We start from the raw sequence: 17430 nt of genomic DNA, 5'->3' as shown, positions 1-17430 counted from the left end.
CCAGAAAGTTAATTTCTGGTTTTTTCGTGATTAATTTATTGTAAATTATTCAATATTTTGATTACAAAATATAACATTGATTTTATTATCTTTTATCCATTTTGAATTTATGATTTTATCCAATGTTATGATTCCAATGAAATAATTTCCTTGCGGGCTAATAAATTTTTCTTCAATGGATAAAAAATCATCAAAGCTATCAAAATCATCATAATATCTAACATAAACTCTATATTTACCTGTACTTTCCAGTTTTAATGATGGATCTACATGTAAATATTTTTTATTTTCATACCTATACCCATAAGTTAAGGCAGAAATATCTGAAAGAACAGCAGATCCTGTAGGTTTATCTCCAGCTCCCTTACCGATCATCAATTGGTTTTCGGAAAAAGCACTTTCTAAAACTACTCCATTGTATTCATATTTTACGTATGCCAAAGGATCTTTATTTTCAATAAAACTTGGTGCAACTAAGCCACTAATCTCATTTCCGTTTTTCTTACAACTAGCAATTAATTTAATTGCATAATTGCGTTGGGTAGCAAAATTTAAATCAAAATCATTAATCCTAGATATTCCAAAATTAAAAATATTTTCAGGCTTAGTACTTAAACCAAAGGCATGGAATAAAATTATACATAACTTATATTTCGGATCAATACCTTCCACATCTAAAGTAGGATCAGTTTCTGCAAATCCTTTATTTTGTGCCTCTTTTAAAGCTTCTGGATAGGGAATATTGTCATCAATCATTTGAGTAAGAATATAATTGGTAGAACCGTTAAATATTCCTGAAACTGATGTTAATAAATCATTATCATAATATTCCTCTAAATTTCTAATGATGGGAATACTTGCACATACAGATGCCTCGTATAAAAATGAAACTTGATATTTTTTCTCAAGTTCCAAGAGTTCTGGCAAGTGCTCCGCAATCATTTTTTTATTGGCTGAAACAACGTCTTTACCCTTTCGCATTGCTTCTGATACAATTTCAAAAGCAGCTTCTGCATCATCAATTAATTCAACAATTACATTGATTTCCGGATCGTTTAAAAGATCATCTTTTTGGGTTGTAAAGTATTTTGCATCAATAGGGCGAGACTTATTGGCATGCTTTATACATATTTTTTTTATATTTGCTTCTACACTACCCGTTTCCTCTAGCACTTTGTAAAGCCCTGTACCTACGCACCCAAATCCAAAAATACCTAATTTCAACCTATTTCTTTTCATAATAATTTATCGTATTAACACAATGCTTGTTCTATATCTTTAATTAAGTCTTCAGGATCTTCAATACCTACCGATAAACGTATTAAAGAATCTTGAATACCTGTTTCTCTTCTTATTTGAGATGGGGTTGATTTATGTGTCATTGTTGCTGGATGACTAGCTAAACTTCTCACATCTCCCAAATTCTCAGCTAATATAAATATTTTTGTTTTTGTAAGAAAGCGTGTTGCTGCTTCTAATGTATCTTCTTTTAAACTAAAAGAAACCATTCCTCCAAAAGCATCTTGTTGTTTTAAAGCAATCTCATGATTTTTATGGTTTTTTAACCCTGGATAGTACACTTTATCGATTTTTGGGTTAGTTAAAAGATATTCAGCTATTTTTTGAGCATTGGAAGAATGTTTTTGTAAACGTAAAGCTAAGGTTTGAATTCCTCTTAAAGTTAGCCATGAATCAAAAGGTGATAAAACAGCCCCTGAGGTATTTTGAATATATTTAAGTTGCTCGGCAACTTCCTCTGATTTAACTACTACGAATCCGGACAATACATCTCCATGTCCGGACAAATATTTGGTACCGCTATGAACAACTATATCTGCACCTAATTCTATTGGACGCTGCAAGGCAGGTGATAAAAAAGTATTGTCTACAATCAGCCATGCTCCTATACTCTTAGCTATTTTAGCTATTTCTTTAATATCTGATACTTTTAATGTTGGATTGGTGGGAGTTTCAATCCAAATTACTTTTGTTTTATCAGAAATTGCATTTGCAACGTTTTTTACGTCGGTGGTATCTATAAATTTGGAAGTAATTCCAAATCGATTATATACCGTACTTAATATTCGGTAAGTACCTCCATAAATATCATTACCTGCAACCACTTCATCTCCTTGATTTAACAGCTTTAATACACAATCAGTAGCTGCTAAACCAGACGAAAAGGCAAATCCTGAAACTCCGCCTTCTAACTCTGCTATGGCTTGTTCAACCACTTTCCTAGTCGGATTGGCAGTTCTAGAATAGGCAAATCCTTTGTGTACATCTGGAGATTCTTGGATATAGGAAGACGTTTGATAAATAGGGGTTGAAATGGCGCCAGTTAATTCATCAGGCTTAGAAATGTGTACGAGTTTGGTTTGTAATTTCATGAATTTTTTATTAATTAATTAGTAAAATTTATTAATCAATCATCAAAAAATAACTTACTCAAGAGGCTTTTAAAAAAAATAGCTTCTTCCGATAAAATTGGAAGAAGCTATTCTTAAATATTATTGTTTTAAATTTAAAGCTACTTACAACTTATCTTTCCTTATATAAGGGTTGGATGCAGCACCTACTCATTACAGAGGGTTGCTAAGGTATCATAGGGCCAAATCCCTCCACCTTTCTTGATAAGTATTTTGTTAATGATCTTAGGTTTATCTCATGCAAACTTATTTATTTTTTTTTTAGCAAACAAGAAAAATTTATTTTAATTTAACTTTTAATAGAAGTTTAAAAAATTTGAATGAAATATAAGTTAAAGATTTTAAATTAATGAAGATCCTCCATATTCAAAGGATAATCACCAAAAAGAGCGGTTAAATTTATAGCAGAATATATGGCTCTTGAATATTTATTACCTATAGCAATAATGGTAACTTTTTCATCAAGAAGATGAATAAATATTGCATTACTTCCGTGCCACCAACCGGTATGATAAACTATCTTCTTCCCGTTTTCAAAAACCATTAATCGCATTCCTAGACCATAATTCTTAATCCCTTTTTTTTCATTACTATAAGGGGTGAACATTTTTTCTAGCAAATTTTTAGGTAAAAAATTTGGAGCAAACATAGCTTTACTCAATCTAAATAAATCATCAGGAGTAGTATATAAATTCTTATCTCCGTATATCAGGTCTAAATATTCAAAATTATAAGGTTTTCCATTGGCATAGTAGGATAATGTTGAATATGGCACATATTTCTCTTGAAGTATATAGGAATGATCCATGCCCAAAGGTTTAAAAATCATATAGTTTACAAGACTTGGAAAAGAAGTATTCGTAATTTTTTCAGCGATTAAGGCTAGTAGAACAAAATTTGTATTTGAGTATAAAAATTGTGTGTCTCTTTTAAATAAAAGCTCCGGTTGTGTGTTTGAAAATAAGTTTAAAATGTCTTGATTAGATAGTAAGGTCGTTCTATCTGTATTTTTATCCGTTAAATAGGCATAGTTGGGTAAACCGCTTCTATGTGTCAATAAATCTTGTATGGTTAATTCTGAATATGGAAAGTTTTTCAGAATGGTGTTTACTTTTTGATTTAAGTTTATTTCACCTACTTCAACCAATTTTAATATTACTAAAGAGGTTAGTATTTTACTAATAGAGGCTACATGCATAGGCGTTGTAGCTGTTATAGAAGTTTTAAGATCATAATTTGAATATCCAGAATATTTTTCTAGTAAAATATTATTACCTCTTGCTACTAAAATTCCTCCACTTAATTTAGCTGTTTCCCATACATCTTTATAATATTTATTTAATATAACTTTTATTCTATTATCGTCGGCAGAATAATTATCACTTTCTGTGAAAATAGATTGAAAATTAATCCCTGAATAAGATGGAATGGGTGGATTTTGTAAACTATGATTAGAATTTTTATTTATTTTTTCAGATTTATTACAGGATATTAGGGTATTACAAAAAACTATAAAGATTAAAAGAATGAATCCTGTATATTTACTTATTATCATGAGAATTTTAAAATAATGTTTTAAATATTTAAATATTATTTATGCTATAAATTTTTTGTTATAAATAATTTAGTATATATATCAAGCATCAACTATGCTTACAAATAATTCTACTTGCATTTACAAGAATTAAATTTTAAATTTATCTTAACAAAACTTTGAATGTAGCAATTCCTATGCCTTAAAATAGTAGAATTTAAATTTATATATAGTTTTGAGATCATTTCTTTATTAGCCTATTTTCAAAAAATTATAAAATTCATATTTTTATAATTACAACTTTAGAACTTGAAAATCTTTAATTATAAATTAAGATGGAACTCTTAAAAATTTTAAATATTCTTTCTTTTAAAATAAAAAATTATAAATTTATTTCTGGCGGAGATATTAATCAAACCTATTATTTAGATACCGATCAAGGCAAAATGTTTTTAAAGTACAATTTAAAATCCCATTACCCTAATTTATTTCAATGTGAATACAATGGTTTAAAAGTGATTGAAGAATCACAAACATTTAAAATTCCTACGATCATTGAATGTAGCGAAGAAGATCACTTGCAATTTTTAATTTTAAAATGGATCGAAAAAGGTACTCCCCAGGAAAAAACATGGGAAATTTTTGGTTCAAATTTAGCTAAAATGCATTCCATTCCCCAACCGTATTATGGATTTACTGAGGATAATTATTTGGGAACTCTAGTTCAAAAAAAACCTCAATGTATATCTTGGAAAGATCTTTATAGCAATTTTAGAATCTTGCCTTTAGCAGAGAAATTATTTAATGATAAAAAATTTAATTCTAAGGATTTACTATCTACTGAGAAATTTTGTAATTCCATAAATGAAATTTTTCCAACTGAAAATCCTTCTCTTTTACATGGTGATTTGTGGAGTGGTAATTTTATTATCTCTAATACACAAGAAATTTATTTTATTGATCCAGCTGTCTACTATGGACATAGAGAAATGGATCTAGGAATGTCGAAATTATTTGGAGGTTTTTCTCCCTTATTTTATGAATCTTATAATGAAGTATTTCCTTTAGAGAACGGATGGAAAGCTCGTTTGCCCTACACACAATTGTATCCTTTAATGTTTCATGCTTATGAATTCGGAGGTTTCTATATAGACGAAGTAAAAAATATTCTAAAAAATTTTTATTAGAAAAATTATTTCTTTTTTATAAAATTTATATTTCCTTTTAAACCCGAATACTTAGCTCTCTTTATTGCTGAATGTTTAAAAATTTTTCTAAAAGTTTCCTCTTCCAAATCTTCCCAATCTTTATAAGTAAAGTCTAATAAATCTGAAGAAGGTTGAAATCTTGATTCAGTATTGGGTTTTGAAAATCGATTCCAAGGACAAACATCTTGGCAAATGTCACAACCAAAGATCCAATCCTTCATTTTTCCCTTAAACTCTTCCCCTATTTCATCTTTAAGTTCAATGGTTAAATATGAAATACATTTTCTAGAATCTATAACTTTTTCAGAAATGATTGCTTGGGTAGGACAAGCATCTATACAACGTGTGCAACTTCCACAATGGTTGGTTTTAAAAGGAGAATCATACTCTAATTCTAAATCGCAAATAATTTCTGCTAAGAAAAAGAATGAACCTTTTTGTTTAGATAATAATAACGAGTTTTTACCTATCCAGCCCAAACCTGATTTTTTAGCCCAAGCTCTTTCCATAACTGGAGCAGAATCTGTAAATACTCGATAAGAGAAATCTCCCACTTTTTCTTTAATCAGATGAATTAAAAACTCAAGTTTTTCTCTGATAACTATATGGTAATCTTCTCCATAAGCGTATTTAGCTATTTTATAGGTATCGGATTTTTGAGTTTCTGATGGGTAGTAGTTGTAGGAAAAACTAATCACAGATTTGGCTCCATCTACCAATAGTGAGGGATTTAATCTTTTATCAAAATGATTTTCTAAATAAGACATTTTCCCTTGATTGCCCTCTTTCAACCATTTCTCTAAACGTGGGGCTTCTTCTTCTAAAAAGCCTGATTTAGAAATGCCACAATCTAAAAAAGAAAGTTCTTGAGATTTTTGTTTTATGAATTGAGTAAGCTGTTCTTTATTCAAAATTATAGATTAGTAGTATTGCTTACCAATCACTTTCTCTTTCATCTAGAAAAAATCCTCCTCCTGATTGTGGTGGTTTTTCGTTGGTCTTATGTTGATGGTTTTTCATGGAAAATCTTTGGTATTCTTCTTCCTCAAATTTCAACCATTCTTCTTTCGTAAATGCTTTACCTTTAAAAATTTTATATGGTTGATTGGGGTTAACTTCAGCTTGATATTCTTCTTTTTTCTTTACCGACTGTTTTTCTTCTTCTATAGAATTATTGGTATCCAGATCATCAATAAATGATCTATTCCTGTAATTATCTTTGTCAGTCTTAGTATCTGCATTTAGCTTTTCGGTCTCATTTTCATCATCTAAACTAGATTTTAATATCTTCATTAAAGCACCTTTTTCTCTAGTAGCTAGCGTTTCTTTCAAAATACTAAAGGGTGAGAAAATCATTCCCACAGGGTCAAAATTTTTTATAACCGGTTTTTTATAATATTTTGAATTTTCATTTTTATCTATTTCCCAATCGCCACCATAATTTTTTTTAAACAATTCTCCTAAATAGCAAGAAGCATCGTAGAAGTCATCATCTTTTATAGTTACATGTTTATCTAATAGATAGTTTTCTAAAGTGTTTATGGATGTCTTTGTGAAATCAATAGAAAAACTTAATTGATTCAATTTTTTAACAAAACTATCAACTATATCGTCTAAATTATAAATAAAATCTCTAAATTCTTTGTCAAAATTATTTTCCATACCCTTATATTAAAATAAATTGAATATTTATTTATGAATTACTAAGCTAATTTAAAAAATTTTCATCTAACGTGGATTAAAAAAATTGGATGTTCTATTTTTTGAAACTTATTTTTGTGATTTTATATTGTAAAAATGAAAAATCATTAGTAATAATGCAATAAATCCTCCAGTAAAAACTACTCCGAACCAATTGTAGTATTGAAATGCATTCGCCGCCAAAGCGGTGCCTATAGAACCACCTATAAAATAGCTAGTCATATATATGGTATTTACACGATTGGATGCCTCTGGGTTACTTGAAAAAATAATGGATTGATTGGTGATATGTGTGGCTTGCACCCCTATATCTACTAAAATTACTCCAACAATTAATCCTAAATAGGAGAAGCCTCCCCAATAAAAGATAAACCATGATAATAATGTTAATGCAGAAAAAAGGGTAAGGAGTGTATTTTTATTGTATTTAGGAATTACCTTTCCTATAAACACGGCTACAATCGCACCGCACGCCCCTACCAATCCAAATTTTCCCGATATGTTACTAGCTGCACCATTGCTTAATTGAAAATTTTTTTCTAAGTGAAAGACTAAAGGTGTCCAAAAAGCACTTAATGATCCAAATGCTAAGGCTCCTCGTAATGAAGCCATTCTTAAATCAGGATCTTTTTTAAATAATTCAAACAAAGACTTCATCAGTTGTTTATAAGTGCCTTTAAATTTTGGATACACTTCGGGCAATTTAAAATAAATTAAAACAAAAAGAATAATCATTATTATAGCCGCTATGTAGTACATGGTTCTCCACCCCCAAACATCGCCCACATATCCGCTTAGCACACGCGAACCTAAAATCCCTACTAGTAATCCCCCCATTACAATTCCAACTACCTTAGGTCTCTCCTCTGGTTTGGCTAATGATGCAGCCATGGGCACAAATAATTGAGGAATTACTGAAGTAAAACCAATAACAAAACTAATAGGAAATAATAAAACTACAGATTTACTCACTGCCATAGCTAAAAGGGACATGATAACAAAAATAAAATCTATAAGAATTAGTTTTTTTCTTTTAAATCTATCTCCCAATGGTATGAAGAAAAACAAACCAAAAGCATAACCTATTTGTGTACACATAGTTATGGTACTAATTTGTGATTCTTTTACATTAAAGTCTTTAGCCATTAAACCCAACAGGGGTTGATTGTAATAATTGTTAGCAACTACTAACCCAGTACTAATAGTCATTAGCCATAGTATTGAATTGGTTAATTTTGGCTGATTTTTAATTTCCATAAATGTTAATTAGTTTTGAATAGCTTGTATATAAGATTAAAATATTATTGCATTAAAAAAGTTAACGAAGGTATACTTTTTTAAAATAAAAAAAAATAATATTGTTTCCATGGACTACTCTCTATTAATTTGGAAGAGATATTATATCAATACTGATATTTTTATTGTTAAATTAAAATAAGGTAACTATATACAAGTTTACATAAACCAAGATAAAATGTAAGCCCTATTTGTTAGGGCTTTGTTGTATAGTTAGGCTTTTCGTCTTTTTGATTGTAGTTTAAAGCTTGTTTTAACTTTTGTTATGCTTTGATAGTTTCTTATTAGCTTCAATATCCTCATTAAACTCTAATTGAAGTTGTACAGGACTTGTATTATACTTCTGCTGAAATAGAGCATCAAACTGTTCTTTCGTTTGAGATATAGACATAAGTGTTGAAACCTCAATAATCTGCTTCTTAAGATGTTCTCGACCTATATCCGGGGTAAGTGATTGATGCCATTTATATTTCCAATTTCCTTTTTCGGTTTTCTCTGACTTTTCTTTTATTTTATCGACAACACCTCTAGGTAATTGGTCGTAAATATATTTAGTCGTTAATTTGCCAATAAATGAAGGTTTATTCTTAATATACTTCGGAATAAAAGGTAATCCCCAAAGGCGATAGATTTCTTTATAAAATTCATCAGTGAATGTTAATTGCCATTTCAGTATTTCATCAGATATATAAGCATTAAGTATTTTCTGTAATTCTAATCGTTCTCTATCATACTGATAACCTGTGGCTTCATCTATTAATGCAATAATTCCTACACGAGCAAAGCCTCTTATTAATATTTCACACTGATCGGCTATTATCCTCTGCCTTGATGATAAATTTATTGTCTTTCTTGCTTCTAAAAATGCATCACAGATATCAGCTAAAACTGTAGCTTCATATCCATTTATTTTTTTATTCCCCTGATAACAAATTATAGGATTATAATGACCTGGTAATTTGTTTTTGTAAATGAAAGGCTTAAGGCTAGTCTGGTTCATGTATCTGGCCAATCTTGTTCCTGATGAATTTTCAGATTCATCTTGTAACTTTAATGCATTTTGCATCGCATTGCTTGATAAAACTCGTGTGCCATCTTCAAGTACGTAACAAGGTATAGCAAAACTCCCTAAAACAATTTTCCCTTCATGTATTACTTTCTTTATTTCATTATCCATAAATCAATTCTTTATATGTTATTCTATTTTCTAAATTGTGTAATAATGTATTGAAGCGGTTTCGTGTTGAATCATCATGACTATTATATATGAATACAAACTCATCTACATATTTTTGTAAATGCTTACGAGTTGTAAAATGATAAATATCAATTATTCCACGTTTAAGTAAAGACCAAAAGCCCTCAATAGTATTTGTATAAATTCTGCCATTCACATACTCTCCCTCTTTATGCTCTACAAAAGCATGATCATAAAACCGTTTTAGTGATTTATAGCCTAATAATTCATCGATAATAACAGAAACAGTGTCTTTTACTGCTTTAATTACTTCGGGCGTTAGCGTTTCGGCTTTAGTATCTTCTACAACTTTTGCTATTAAATTACCTTTTCGTTCTAACACACCCAAGACAGGTGTTTTATCTTTATAGCTTCTACCCTGTGAGTTTTCAACTTTTTTACTTGTATGTCGATTCTTATTTTTACCACCTACAAAAGTTTCATCAATTTCGACCTCATTATCAAACTTTTCATTATTAGAAATACAAAAACAATTACGAATACGTTGTAACATAAGCCAAGCAGTTTTTTTGTGTTACATCAATATCCTTAGCTAATTATATTGATGAAATGCCTTTTTTGTGAGAGGTTGCAATATATATTGCTAAAAACCATTTACAAAGCTCTATTTTTGTGTTATCAAATAGAGTATTAGTCTTGACATTGAAGTATTTATCTGTGTTCTTACAGCGATATTTATTATCTTTACATTTGTAAACTTTAGAAGTAGAATCAAAAGAACTCACTACATTGACATTCCAACGCAATTGCTCTAAATGGTCTATGCAAGTCTGCTCATTTGGAAAAGCATTTATTAAGTCGATTATTGAATTAAAATCTTTGTTTATCATTGTGACACATTTATTATAGTATAAATATAAGTAGTTTATAACGCAAATAAAAATCTATTTAGTGTAAAATAATATAAAAACATCTTAATTTTATCTAATAAAAATGAAATATTTATAGATTTTTAATTGTGAATAAAATTTTTACCTTAATTATATTTGTTAAAATAAATCATCTTTGCCTAAGTTGCCTAATTATAGTTTAGCAGAAGATACTTTGATAAAAATGAGAGAAACGTTATATTAAAATTAAAAAAACAAAAATTTTAAAATTTTCGTTTTTTTTAATTGTTCTGTTCTATTAGAATCATTTTGCTATACGAATCAATTTTTCATTCACAAATTCATAAATACCTAATACAGACAATTCTTTTCCATAGCCTGATTGTTTGGTACCTCCAAAAGGAAGTTCAGGGGATGTCCCTGTTAATTCATTGATAAAAACCATACCGGTATCAATTTTTCGGGCAACTTCTACAGCTTGATTGATGTCTTTAGAAAATATGGTTGCACCTAATCCAAATTCAGTGTCATTGGCTAGTTCAATTGCCTCAGCTTCATTCTTTACAGCATATATACATAATACAGGACCAAAAATTTCATCAGAATAGGCTAGCATACCTTTCTTAATACCTGTAAGTATGGTTGGTTCCATATATGTCCCCTCTCCCTTTATTTTTTTTCCACCAAATACCAATTTAGCCCCTTGCGAAACTGTCTTTTCCACTTGACTAATTACTTCTTCTAAAGCTTTTTGGCTACTTAATGGTGCTAAATTTGTATTTGGATCTAAGGGATCTCCAACTGTAACCCTTTCATAAATCTCCTTGGATTTTTGAATAAACTGATCAGCAAAAGATTCCATAACAATAATTCTTTTAGGGGATACGCAAACTTGCCCAGCATTCCACAATCTACCGTAGGCGGCAACTTCAACAGCAGAATCAATATCTGCATCTTCTAAAACAATAAAAGGATCACTTCCCCCTAACTCTAAAGTAGATTTCTTAATATTTTTTCCTGCAACGCTTGCTAAGCTAGCTCCTGCGGGTTCGCTACCGGTTAATGCCACACCTTTAATTCTATTATCAGCGGCAAGATTGGAAACTTTACTACCGGGTATAAATAGATTTGTATATACTCCTTTTGGCAATCCAGCATCAAGAAATAGTTTTTCCATCATTTCTGCACATTGGGGTACGTTGGAAGCATGTTTCATAACCATTGTATTACCTGCCATTATATTTGGTGCAGAGGAACGCACAAGTTGATAAAAGGGGAAATTCCAAGGCTGTACACTTAGTATTACTCCTATAGGCTCATAGCTAATGAATGCTTTTCCTTGAGGTGTGTCAATGGGTTTATCTGCTAAAAATTCCTTGGACTTATCTGCATAATAATCTAATATGTTGGCACATAATTTAACCTCTGCAATTCCTTCTTCTAGAATTTTTCCCATTTCTTTGGCGCATAACTTTGCAAGTTCCTCTTTTTTTTCTCTCATTAAAGAAGCTGTAGTATGAATAATTTCAGTTCTATCTTCAAAACTTGTAATTTTCCATTGTTGAAATGCATAAACTGCCATATCTAAAATTTGGTTAATTTGTTCTTCAGACATTTCTTGAAATTCCTTTTCAATTTTACCTGTGGCTGGATTGACTGTTTTAATACTAGATGTTTTCATAACTAATAAGAATTTAATTTTTAAACAATTAAAAGTGAAAGATTTTTTTTAAAGTTTTAAATATTCTACATTATTATTAGCAAATTTTATTCCTTTTTAAAATAAAATTACACTTTAAAATTATTTTATTTTTTGTGTTAAAGTAAAAATTTGCTTAATTAAGTAAGGGTTATCCTACAAGGATTTTTAACGCTTTAGGAATAATATTAATTTTTAATAAAGAAGAATTTAAAGATAAATATTCACCATCTATCTGCATAACATTGGAAGAAGTATTCAATTCTAATTCTTTTACTTTCAATTGAATCCGATTTTTACCTAAATCTAAATGAAGAAGATAACCAATACCAATCCATAAAAATGCAAGCCAATTGGATTTTTTTACTATATTAACATCGAGCCAACCATCTTTTAATGAAGCTTTAGGACAAATAGAAAAATTATAACCCATACAATTACTATTGGATATATTGAGCAACATTATTTCTCCAGAATGTTGTTGGTAGGGTGGTTTAATAGTAGCATTTACAGGCTTAAAAGTTCTTATATTAAGTACCATTGATTTTAAGTACCCCATAAGTTTCCTTGTTTTTTGATTAGAATAGCTTCGAATGGTTTCAGCATCAAAACCAATCCCTGCATTACTAAAGAAATAATTCTCATTTACTTTACCTACATCTATCGTTTCAATGATTTTTTTTGAATTCAAAATTAAATCCAAAGCCTTGGTATAAGACAATGGAATCTTTAAATGTCTAGCTAATCCATTTCCTGAACCTATAGGTACAATGGCTAAGGGAATATAGCTTCCAACTAAAGCAGAAGCAACCTCATTTAAAGTTCCATCTCCACCACAACTAACCACACAACTAGCATTATTTTCTATTGCTAGCTTGGTAAATGCATGAGCATCCCCCTTTTGTTTAGTAACATGTATGTGGGGATAATAGTCAGAAAATTTACTTTTTATAAGTTCAACAATAAGTTTGCCTTTTCCTCCTCCAGAAATTGGATTTACAATAAAATAAATTATCTTATTTTGATTTATCAAACTATACGATCAGTTTAAATTATAAGAATACTAAACAGCTAAAGATTTAAAACTTTTAATCGTTTCTAAAGGGTTCTCGGAATTAAAAATAGCACTCCCTGCGACTAAAACATCCGCCCCTGTATCAGCCAATTTTTTTATATTATTAGTATTCACTCCACCATCCACTTGAATCCGTGCAGATGAATTTTTTTGAATAATTAAATCTTTAGTATTCGCGATCTTTTTATACGTATTTTCAATAAATTTTTGACCTCCAAATCCTGGATTCACACTCATTATTAGAACCAAATCCAGCTCTTCAATTATATCATCCAATAAATGAATATTAGAATGTGGGTTTAGGGCAACTCCAGCTTTTAATCCTTCTGATTTTATAGCTTGTATAGTTCGATTAAGATGTAAACAAGCTTCATAATGCACAGTTAAAGAGTCTGCTCCTAGTTTTTTAAAAGTTTGTATATATTCATCGGCATGAGCAATCATTAAATGAACATCTTTAAACTTTGTGGCTTTTTTATTTAAGGCTTCTAAAATAGGAAATCCAAAAGATATATTAGGAACAAATACGCCATCCATAATATCGACATGAAACCAATCAGCTTCACTTTGATTAATCATTTCAATATCTTTATTCAAATTTCCAAAATCTGCGGAAAGTATGGATGGAGCTAGTAGTATCATATTTACAGTAATTTATTCAAATCATACAAATTTATTAAAATATTATCAATTATTAAAGCTTATAAAAAACTATTCTAGCTTATAAAAAAACAGTTCTGAGGGTTATTAAGTTACTTATTCTTAGTTTTTTGCAAATGATTCATCTCTTGTTTTAGTACGAAGAAGATAGAATCCAAGTAATAACCCCATCGTAAACAAAAGTATTACATAATAGGCAGGAGCCTTATGACTTACCAGATTGGTCAATAAAGACAGCAACAAGGGAGTTAATCCTCCAGCTATTGCGTATGCCATATTAAAAGAAAAAGATACACCGGAATATCTAATATTTGCTGGAAAACTTTTAACCATATAATGAGCAAATGATCCTACAATTCCTACTCCAAAACCGGCCAATCCATAGGTAATAAAAAGGATTTCTGGATGTGTTTCCAAAGAGGTATAGAAAAATATGGTGGTTAAAATACAAAGTATACATCCAATAATTAAAGTTTTGGAAAAACCTATTTTATCAGATAGCATTCCAAAGAATAAACAACCAATACCATTCATTAATATTGCTACACTATTGGCTTCTTGAGATTTTAAAATTGAATAATTATAAATATTATGTAAATAACTAGGTGCTAACAAAATTACAACCATAATTCCAGCAGATAAAACCCAAGTAAGTAACATACAGATAATCACTGAATGTTTATGCTTAGAAACTACAATTTTAACGGGTATATCCTTATCCAGTTTTTTCCTTTTTTCCATTTCAGAAAAAATGGGTGTTTCTTTTAGCCATCTTCTTAAGAACATGGAAATTAAACCAAAAACACCTCCAATAATGAACGCTAATCTCCAACCTATGGTTAAAATTTGAGTTTCTGAATAATTTCTATTTATTAAGGTAGCAATGATTGAACCCAATAAAATGCCTGTAACTAATCCTCCCGTTAAAATTCCGCAAGCCAATCCTATTCTCTTTTCTGGAACATGTTCAGAGACAAAGACCCATGCACCTGGAATTTCACCGCCAACCGCTGCACCTTGGCAAATTCTCATGAATAACAAAAGTAGTGGTGCAAAAATTCCAATGTTTTGGTAGGTAGGCAATAACCCAATGAATAAAGTTGGTAAAGACATGAGTAGAATACTAAAGGCAAACATTTTTTTTCTACCCAATCGATCTCCAAAATGTGCCATAATTATACCACCAAAAGGTCTTGCTAAATAACCAGCAGCAAAAATTCCAAATGTTTGTACTTGTGATAGCCATTGTGGAATATCTGATGGGAAAAATAGGGTTTCAATAGCTTTTGAAAAAAATACATATATAATAAAATCATAGAATTCTAAAGCACCACCTAAGGCTGATAACCCCAAAATTTTATAATCTTGTGTAGATAATTTTCTAACTGAATTGGATTTAATGTCTTGCATAAACTTTAAGTTCAATAATAAATTAGCAAGCAAAAGTAATTATTATTCTATTCTAAATAAAATTACTCCTATACATATTAATTATATTTAAACTCAACAGTTTTTTTTTCATATATTTTATAACTAAATGATATATTTATATTAAATGAGGATCTGTTTTATATCAAAAATATTTTAAAATCTTTACATTATACTGTTTAAAAAGCACTTATAAAATATAGAAAAATAGGAAAAAAAAATATTTTTATTTATCTTCGAACGGAAATTTTAAATCTTTTAATGAAAATTGATGCCTTATTTACATTGTTAAATATATATATTTTAAATTTATAAGCTTGAATTTCATCTACCTTTGTTAATGAATTATGGAAGAAAAAATTGAAAAAATCTTAAGTTCTAACGAAGAACGAAATTTTTTATTGAGTTTACTACGAGTGGGTCGTAAAGACTTTGAAAATTCAATTGAGTTTATAGATTTTCTTACCGAAACTATTAAAAATAACCCTATCATTAAAGAAAAATTTAATGAACGGTTAAAACCTATCTTTAGAGGTATAAGGATGCAAAGGTTTATCACTGATTTTGGTATTTTTTCTGATGATAAAATAATTCCTCTTCTTTTTAGAGAGCTAGGAAATAAAATTTTACCTCAAATTTCTGACGACCAAACACTTTTATCATTAACCAATGAGGTTCTATACTCTCGTGAAAATCATAACTTTGTTAAATTAATCCCTGTTGATCGGTGGGCAAATTTTTACGAAGCTTTATTCAACAATGATAATTTAATTTGCAACCGGGAATATGTAAAAAAACAAATTCGTGAAGGGGCTTTAATTCTTATTGATAGAATTGTCGGAGGGGCTGCTGATACTGAAATTTTTAAAATGGGTACGATTAAAAGTATTGAAGAAAATCCATTTCAAAAATTAGATCGGAATCTTATTAAAATTCTGCAAGATCATGATATTATTGACATTGAAAAAGTAGAAGGAATTATAAGACAAATACAAGTCTGCTCTGTTTATTTAGATTCTATTATCGATCAAAAAGAAGTTAAAGGTATTTCTCTAAAAATAACCATTAAAATAACTCTACTTAAGCAACAACTGGAAAGAATCAAAATTTTAGTAAATGCCTTACATTTACTAGATGATTCTACAATTTCTTGTGCTATGGCTAATATTACCAAAAATTGGCTAGGGTTTTATTCTACCAAAAGCAAAGTGAGTAATACATTCCAAAGCACACTTTATGTAGTTGCTTCATTAATTACTTGGCACAATAAACAAACGGGAGAAAAATACATAACCAGTACTACTAAAGAATATATGAAAATGCTATATTCTGCAATGGGTGGTGGTTTATTAGTAGCTATATTATGTTTTATTAAGACACAAATGGGTATGGGAATACATACCCCATTTTTTCAAGCTTTGTTGTATAGCTTAAATTATGCTTGGGGTTTTACCGCTATTTATCTAATGCATTGGTCTTTAGCTACAAAACAACCCGCTATGACGGCGGCTGCACTGGCACATGCCCTTAGTCAAGACGAAAAATCGGATTCTGACTATAAAGAGTTTGGAATTATATTTTCTCGTTTATTTAGAAGTCAATTTATAGCATTTATTGGTAATGTACTAGCTGTATTTGTCGTGGCAATAATTCTTTTTTATGCTTTGTCTTTCTTTACTAATTTAGAATTAATTAACAATCATAAAGCGAATGATGCCATCAACGAATTGGTAAACTTGGATCCTAAAATATTTTGGTTTGCAGCAATTGCAGGATTATTTTTATTTTTATCAGGATTAGTAACCGGAATAACAGATAATTATACTCGTTATAATAATATACCTGAGAGACTTTACAATCATCCATTATTAAAAAGATTTGTTAAAGAAACTAAGAGAAGAAAATGGTCCAATTGGTACAAAAATAATATTGGCGGAATTTCTGGAAATGTAATTTTTGGTTTCTGTTTGGGAAGTTCATTCTTAATTGGTAATTTCTTAGGAATTCCTTTTGATATTAGACACATTACTTTTTCTGCAGGAAATTACGCCATTGCTCTTGCTCATTTTAATTTTGAAATCACATGGCAATATTTTATACTCGGTTGCATTGGCATTTTTGGTATTGGTGCATTAAATTTTTTGGTAAGTTTCTCTCTTTCCCTTTGGTTAGCTATGAAATCTGTAAATGTGCCTACCAGAGAAATAGGTAAAATCTTATATTCAGCTTTAAAATTATTTCTTAAAAATCCTGTTCAATTTTTTATACCTATTAGAAGTAAGAAGAATAACTAAATAATTATTTTTTATTTC

13 protein-coding genes, 1 pseudogene and 1 riboswitch are annotated in these 17430 nt (G+C 29.6%); of the genes and pseudogenes, 2 read left to right on the top strand and 12 right to left on the bottom strand.

Annotation, left to right across the window (positions count from 1 at the left end; translation table 11 throughout):
• Positions 1-45 precede the first annotated feature (45 nt).
• The 3 genes from ETU08_RS10115 to ETU08_RS10105 all read right to left on the bottom strand — a co-directional run bounded on the left by ETU08_RS10115 (position 46) and on the right by ETU08_RS10105 (position 3984).
• Positions 46-1239: a homoserine dehydrogenase gene (locus ETU08_RS10115; RefSeq protein WP_146262906.1), complete on the bottom strand. Its 1194-nt coding sequence runs from the start codon at positions 1237-1239 to the stop codon at positions 46-48.
• A 14-nt stretch (positions 1240-1253) separates the two neighbouring features.
• Positions 1254-2390, bottom strand: a complete 1137-nt coding sequence (locus ETU08_RS10110; protein ID WP_146262905.1) for a trans-sulfuration enzyme family protein — start codon at positions 2388-2390, stop codon at positions 1254-1256.
• Between the two features lie 148 nt (positions 2391-2538).
• Positions 2539-2640, bottom strand: a riboswitch (SAM riboswitch).
• A 135-nt stretch (positions 2641-2775) separates the two neighbouring features.
• On the bottom strand, positions 2776-3984 hold the full coding sequence (locus tag ETU08_RS10105; RefSeq protein ID WP_146262904.1) for a serine hydrolase domain-containing protein: 1209 nt from the start codon (positions 3982-3984) through the stop codon (positions 2776-2778).
• Between the two features lie 314 nt (positions 3985-4298).
• Here ETU08_RS10105 and ETU08_RS10100 point away from each other — a divergent pair, with 314 nt between their 5' ends.
• Positions 4299-5150, top strand: coding sequence for a fructosamine kinase family protein (locus ETU08_RS10100; RefSeq protein WP_146262903.1), 852 nt, complete (start codon positions 4299-4301; stop codon positions 5148-5150).
• 5 nt (positions 5151-5155) lie between these two features.
• On the opposite strand, the gene queG is transcribed toward ETU08_RS10100, so the two are convergent.
• The 9 genes and pseudogenes from queG to ETU08_RS10055 form a co-directional block, all read right to left on the bottom strand.
• Positions 5156-6088, bottom strand: coding sequence for a tRNA epoxyqueuosine(34) reductase QueG (gene queG, locus ETU08_RS10095; RefSeq protein ID WP_146262902.1), 933 nt, complete (start codon positions 6086-6088; stop codon positions 5156-5158).
• A 16-nt stretch (positions 6089-6104) separates the two neighbouring features.
• Positions 6105-6833 (bottom strand): hypothetical protein, encoded by a 729-nt coding sequence (locus ETU08_RS10090; RefSeq protein WP_146262901.1) that lies wholly within the window; start codon positions 6831-6833, stop codon positions 6105-6107.
• A gap of 108 nt (positions 6834-6941) precedes the next feature.
• Positions 6942-8129: an MFS transporter gene (locus ETU08_RS10085; RefSeq protein ID WP_146262900.1), complete on the bottom strand. Its 1188-nt coding sequence runs from the start codon at positions 8127-8129 to the stop codon at positions 6942-6944.
• A gap of 292 nt (positions 8130-8421) precedes the next feature.
• Positions 8422-9345 carry a P63C domain-containing protein gene (locus tag ETU08_RS10080; protein WP_146262899.1) on the bottom strand — a complete coding sequence of 308 codons (924 nt, stop codon included), beginning with the start codon at positions 9343-9345 and terminating at the stop codon, positions 8422-8424.
• A pseudogene (locus ETU08_RS10075) lies at positions 9338-10256 on the bottom strand (IS1595 family transposase). The gene ETU08_RS10080 and the pseudogene ETU08_RS10075 overlap by 8 nt, the downstream one beginning before the upstream one ends.
• Before the next feature lie 304 nt (positions 10257-10560).
• Positions 10561-11937 carry an NAD-dependent succinate-semialdehyde dehydrogenase gene (locus ETU08_RS10070; RefSeq protein WP_146262898.1) on the bottom strand — a complete coding sequence of 459 codons (1377 nt, stop codon included), beginning with the start codon at positions 11935-11937 and terminating at the stop codon, positions 10561-10563.
• 169 nt (positions 11938-12106) lie between these two features.
• Positions 12107-12988: a diacylglycerol/lipid kinase family protein gene (locus tag ETU08_RS10065; RefSeq protein ID WP_146262897.1), complete on the bottom strand. Its 882-nt coding sequence runs from the start codon at positions 12986-12988 to the stop codon at positions 12107-12109.
• A gap of 30 nt (positions 12989-13018) precedes the next feature.
• Entirely contained in the window at positions 13019-13672 is a 654-nt protein-coding gene (rpe, locus tag ETU08_RS10060) for a ribulose-phosphate 3-epimerase (protein WP_146262896.1), read from the bottom strand.
• Positions 13673-13792: 120 nt separating this feature from the next.
• Positions 13793-15100: an MFS transporter gene (locus ETU08_RS10055; protein WP_146262895.1), complete on the bottom strand. Its 1308-nt coding sequence runs from the start codon at positions 15098-15100 to the stop codon at positions 13793-13795.
• A gap of 365 nt (positions 15101-15465) precedes the next feature.
• On the opposite strand from ETU08_RS10055, the gene ETU08_RS10050 reads away from it, so the two are divergent.
• On the top strand, positions 15466-17412 hold the full coding sequence (locus ETU08_RS10050) for a site-specific recombinase Gcr (protein WP_146262894.1): 1947 nt from the start codon (positions 15466-15468) through the stop codon (positions 17410-17412).
• Positions 17413-17430 lie beyond the last annotated feature (18 nt).

Origin of the sequence: Apibacter muscae (assembly GCF_007845635.1) — a bacterium.
In the GTDB taxonomy this organism is placed as follows: Bacteria; Bacteroidota; Bacteroidia; order Flavobacteriales; family Weeksellaceae; genus Apibacter; species Apibacter muscae.
This window is presented reverse-complemented; position numbering and strand designations above follow the sequence as displayed.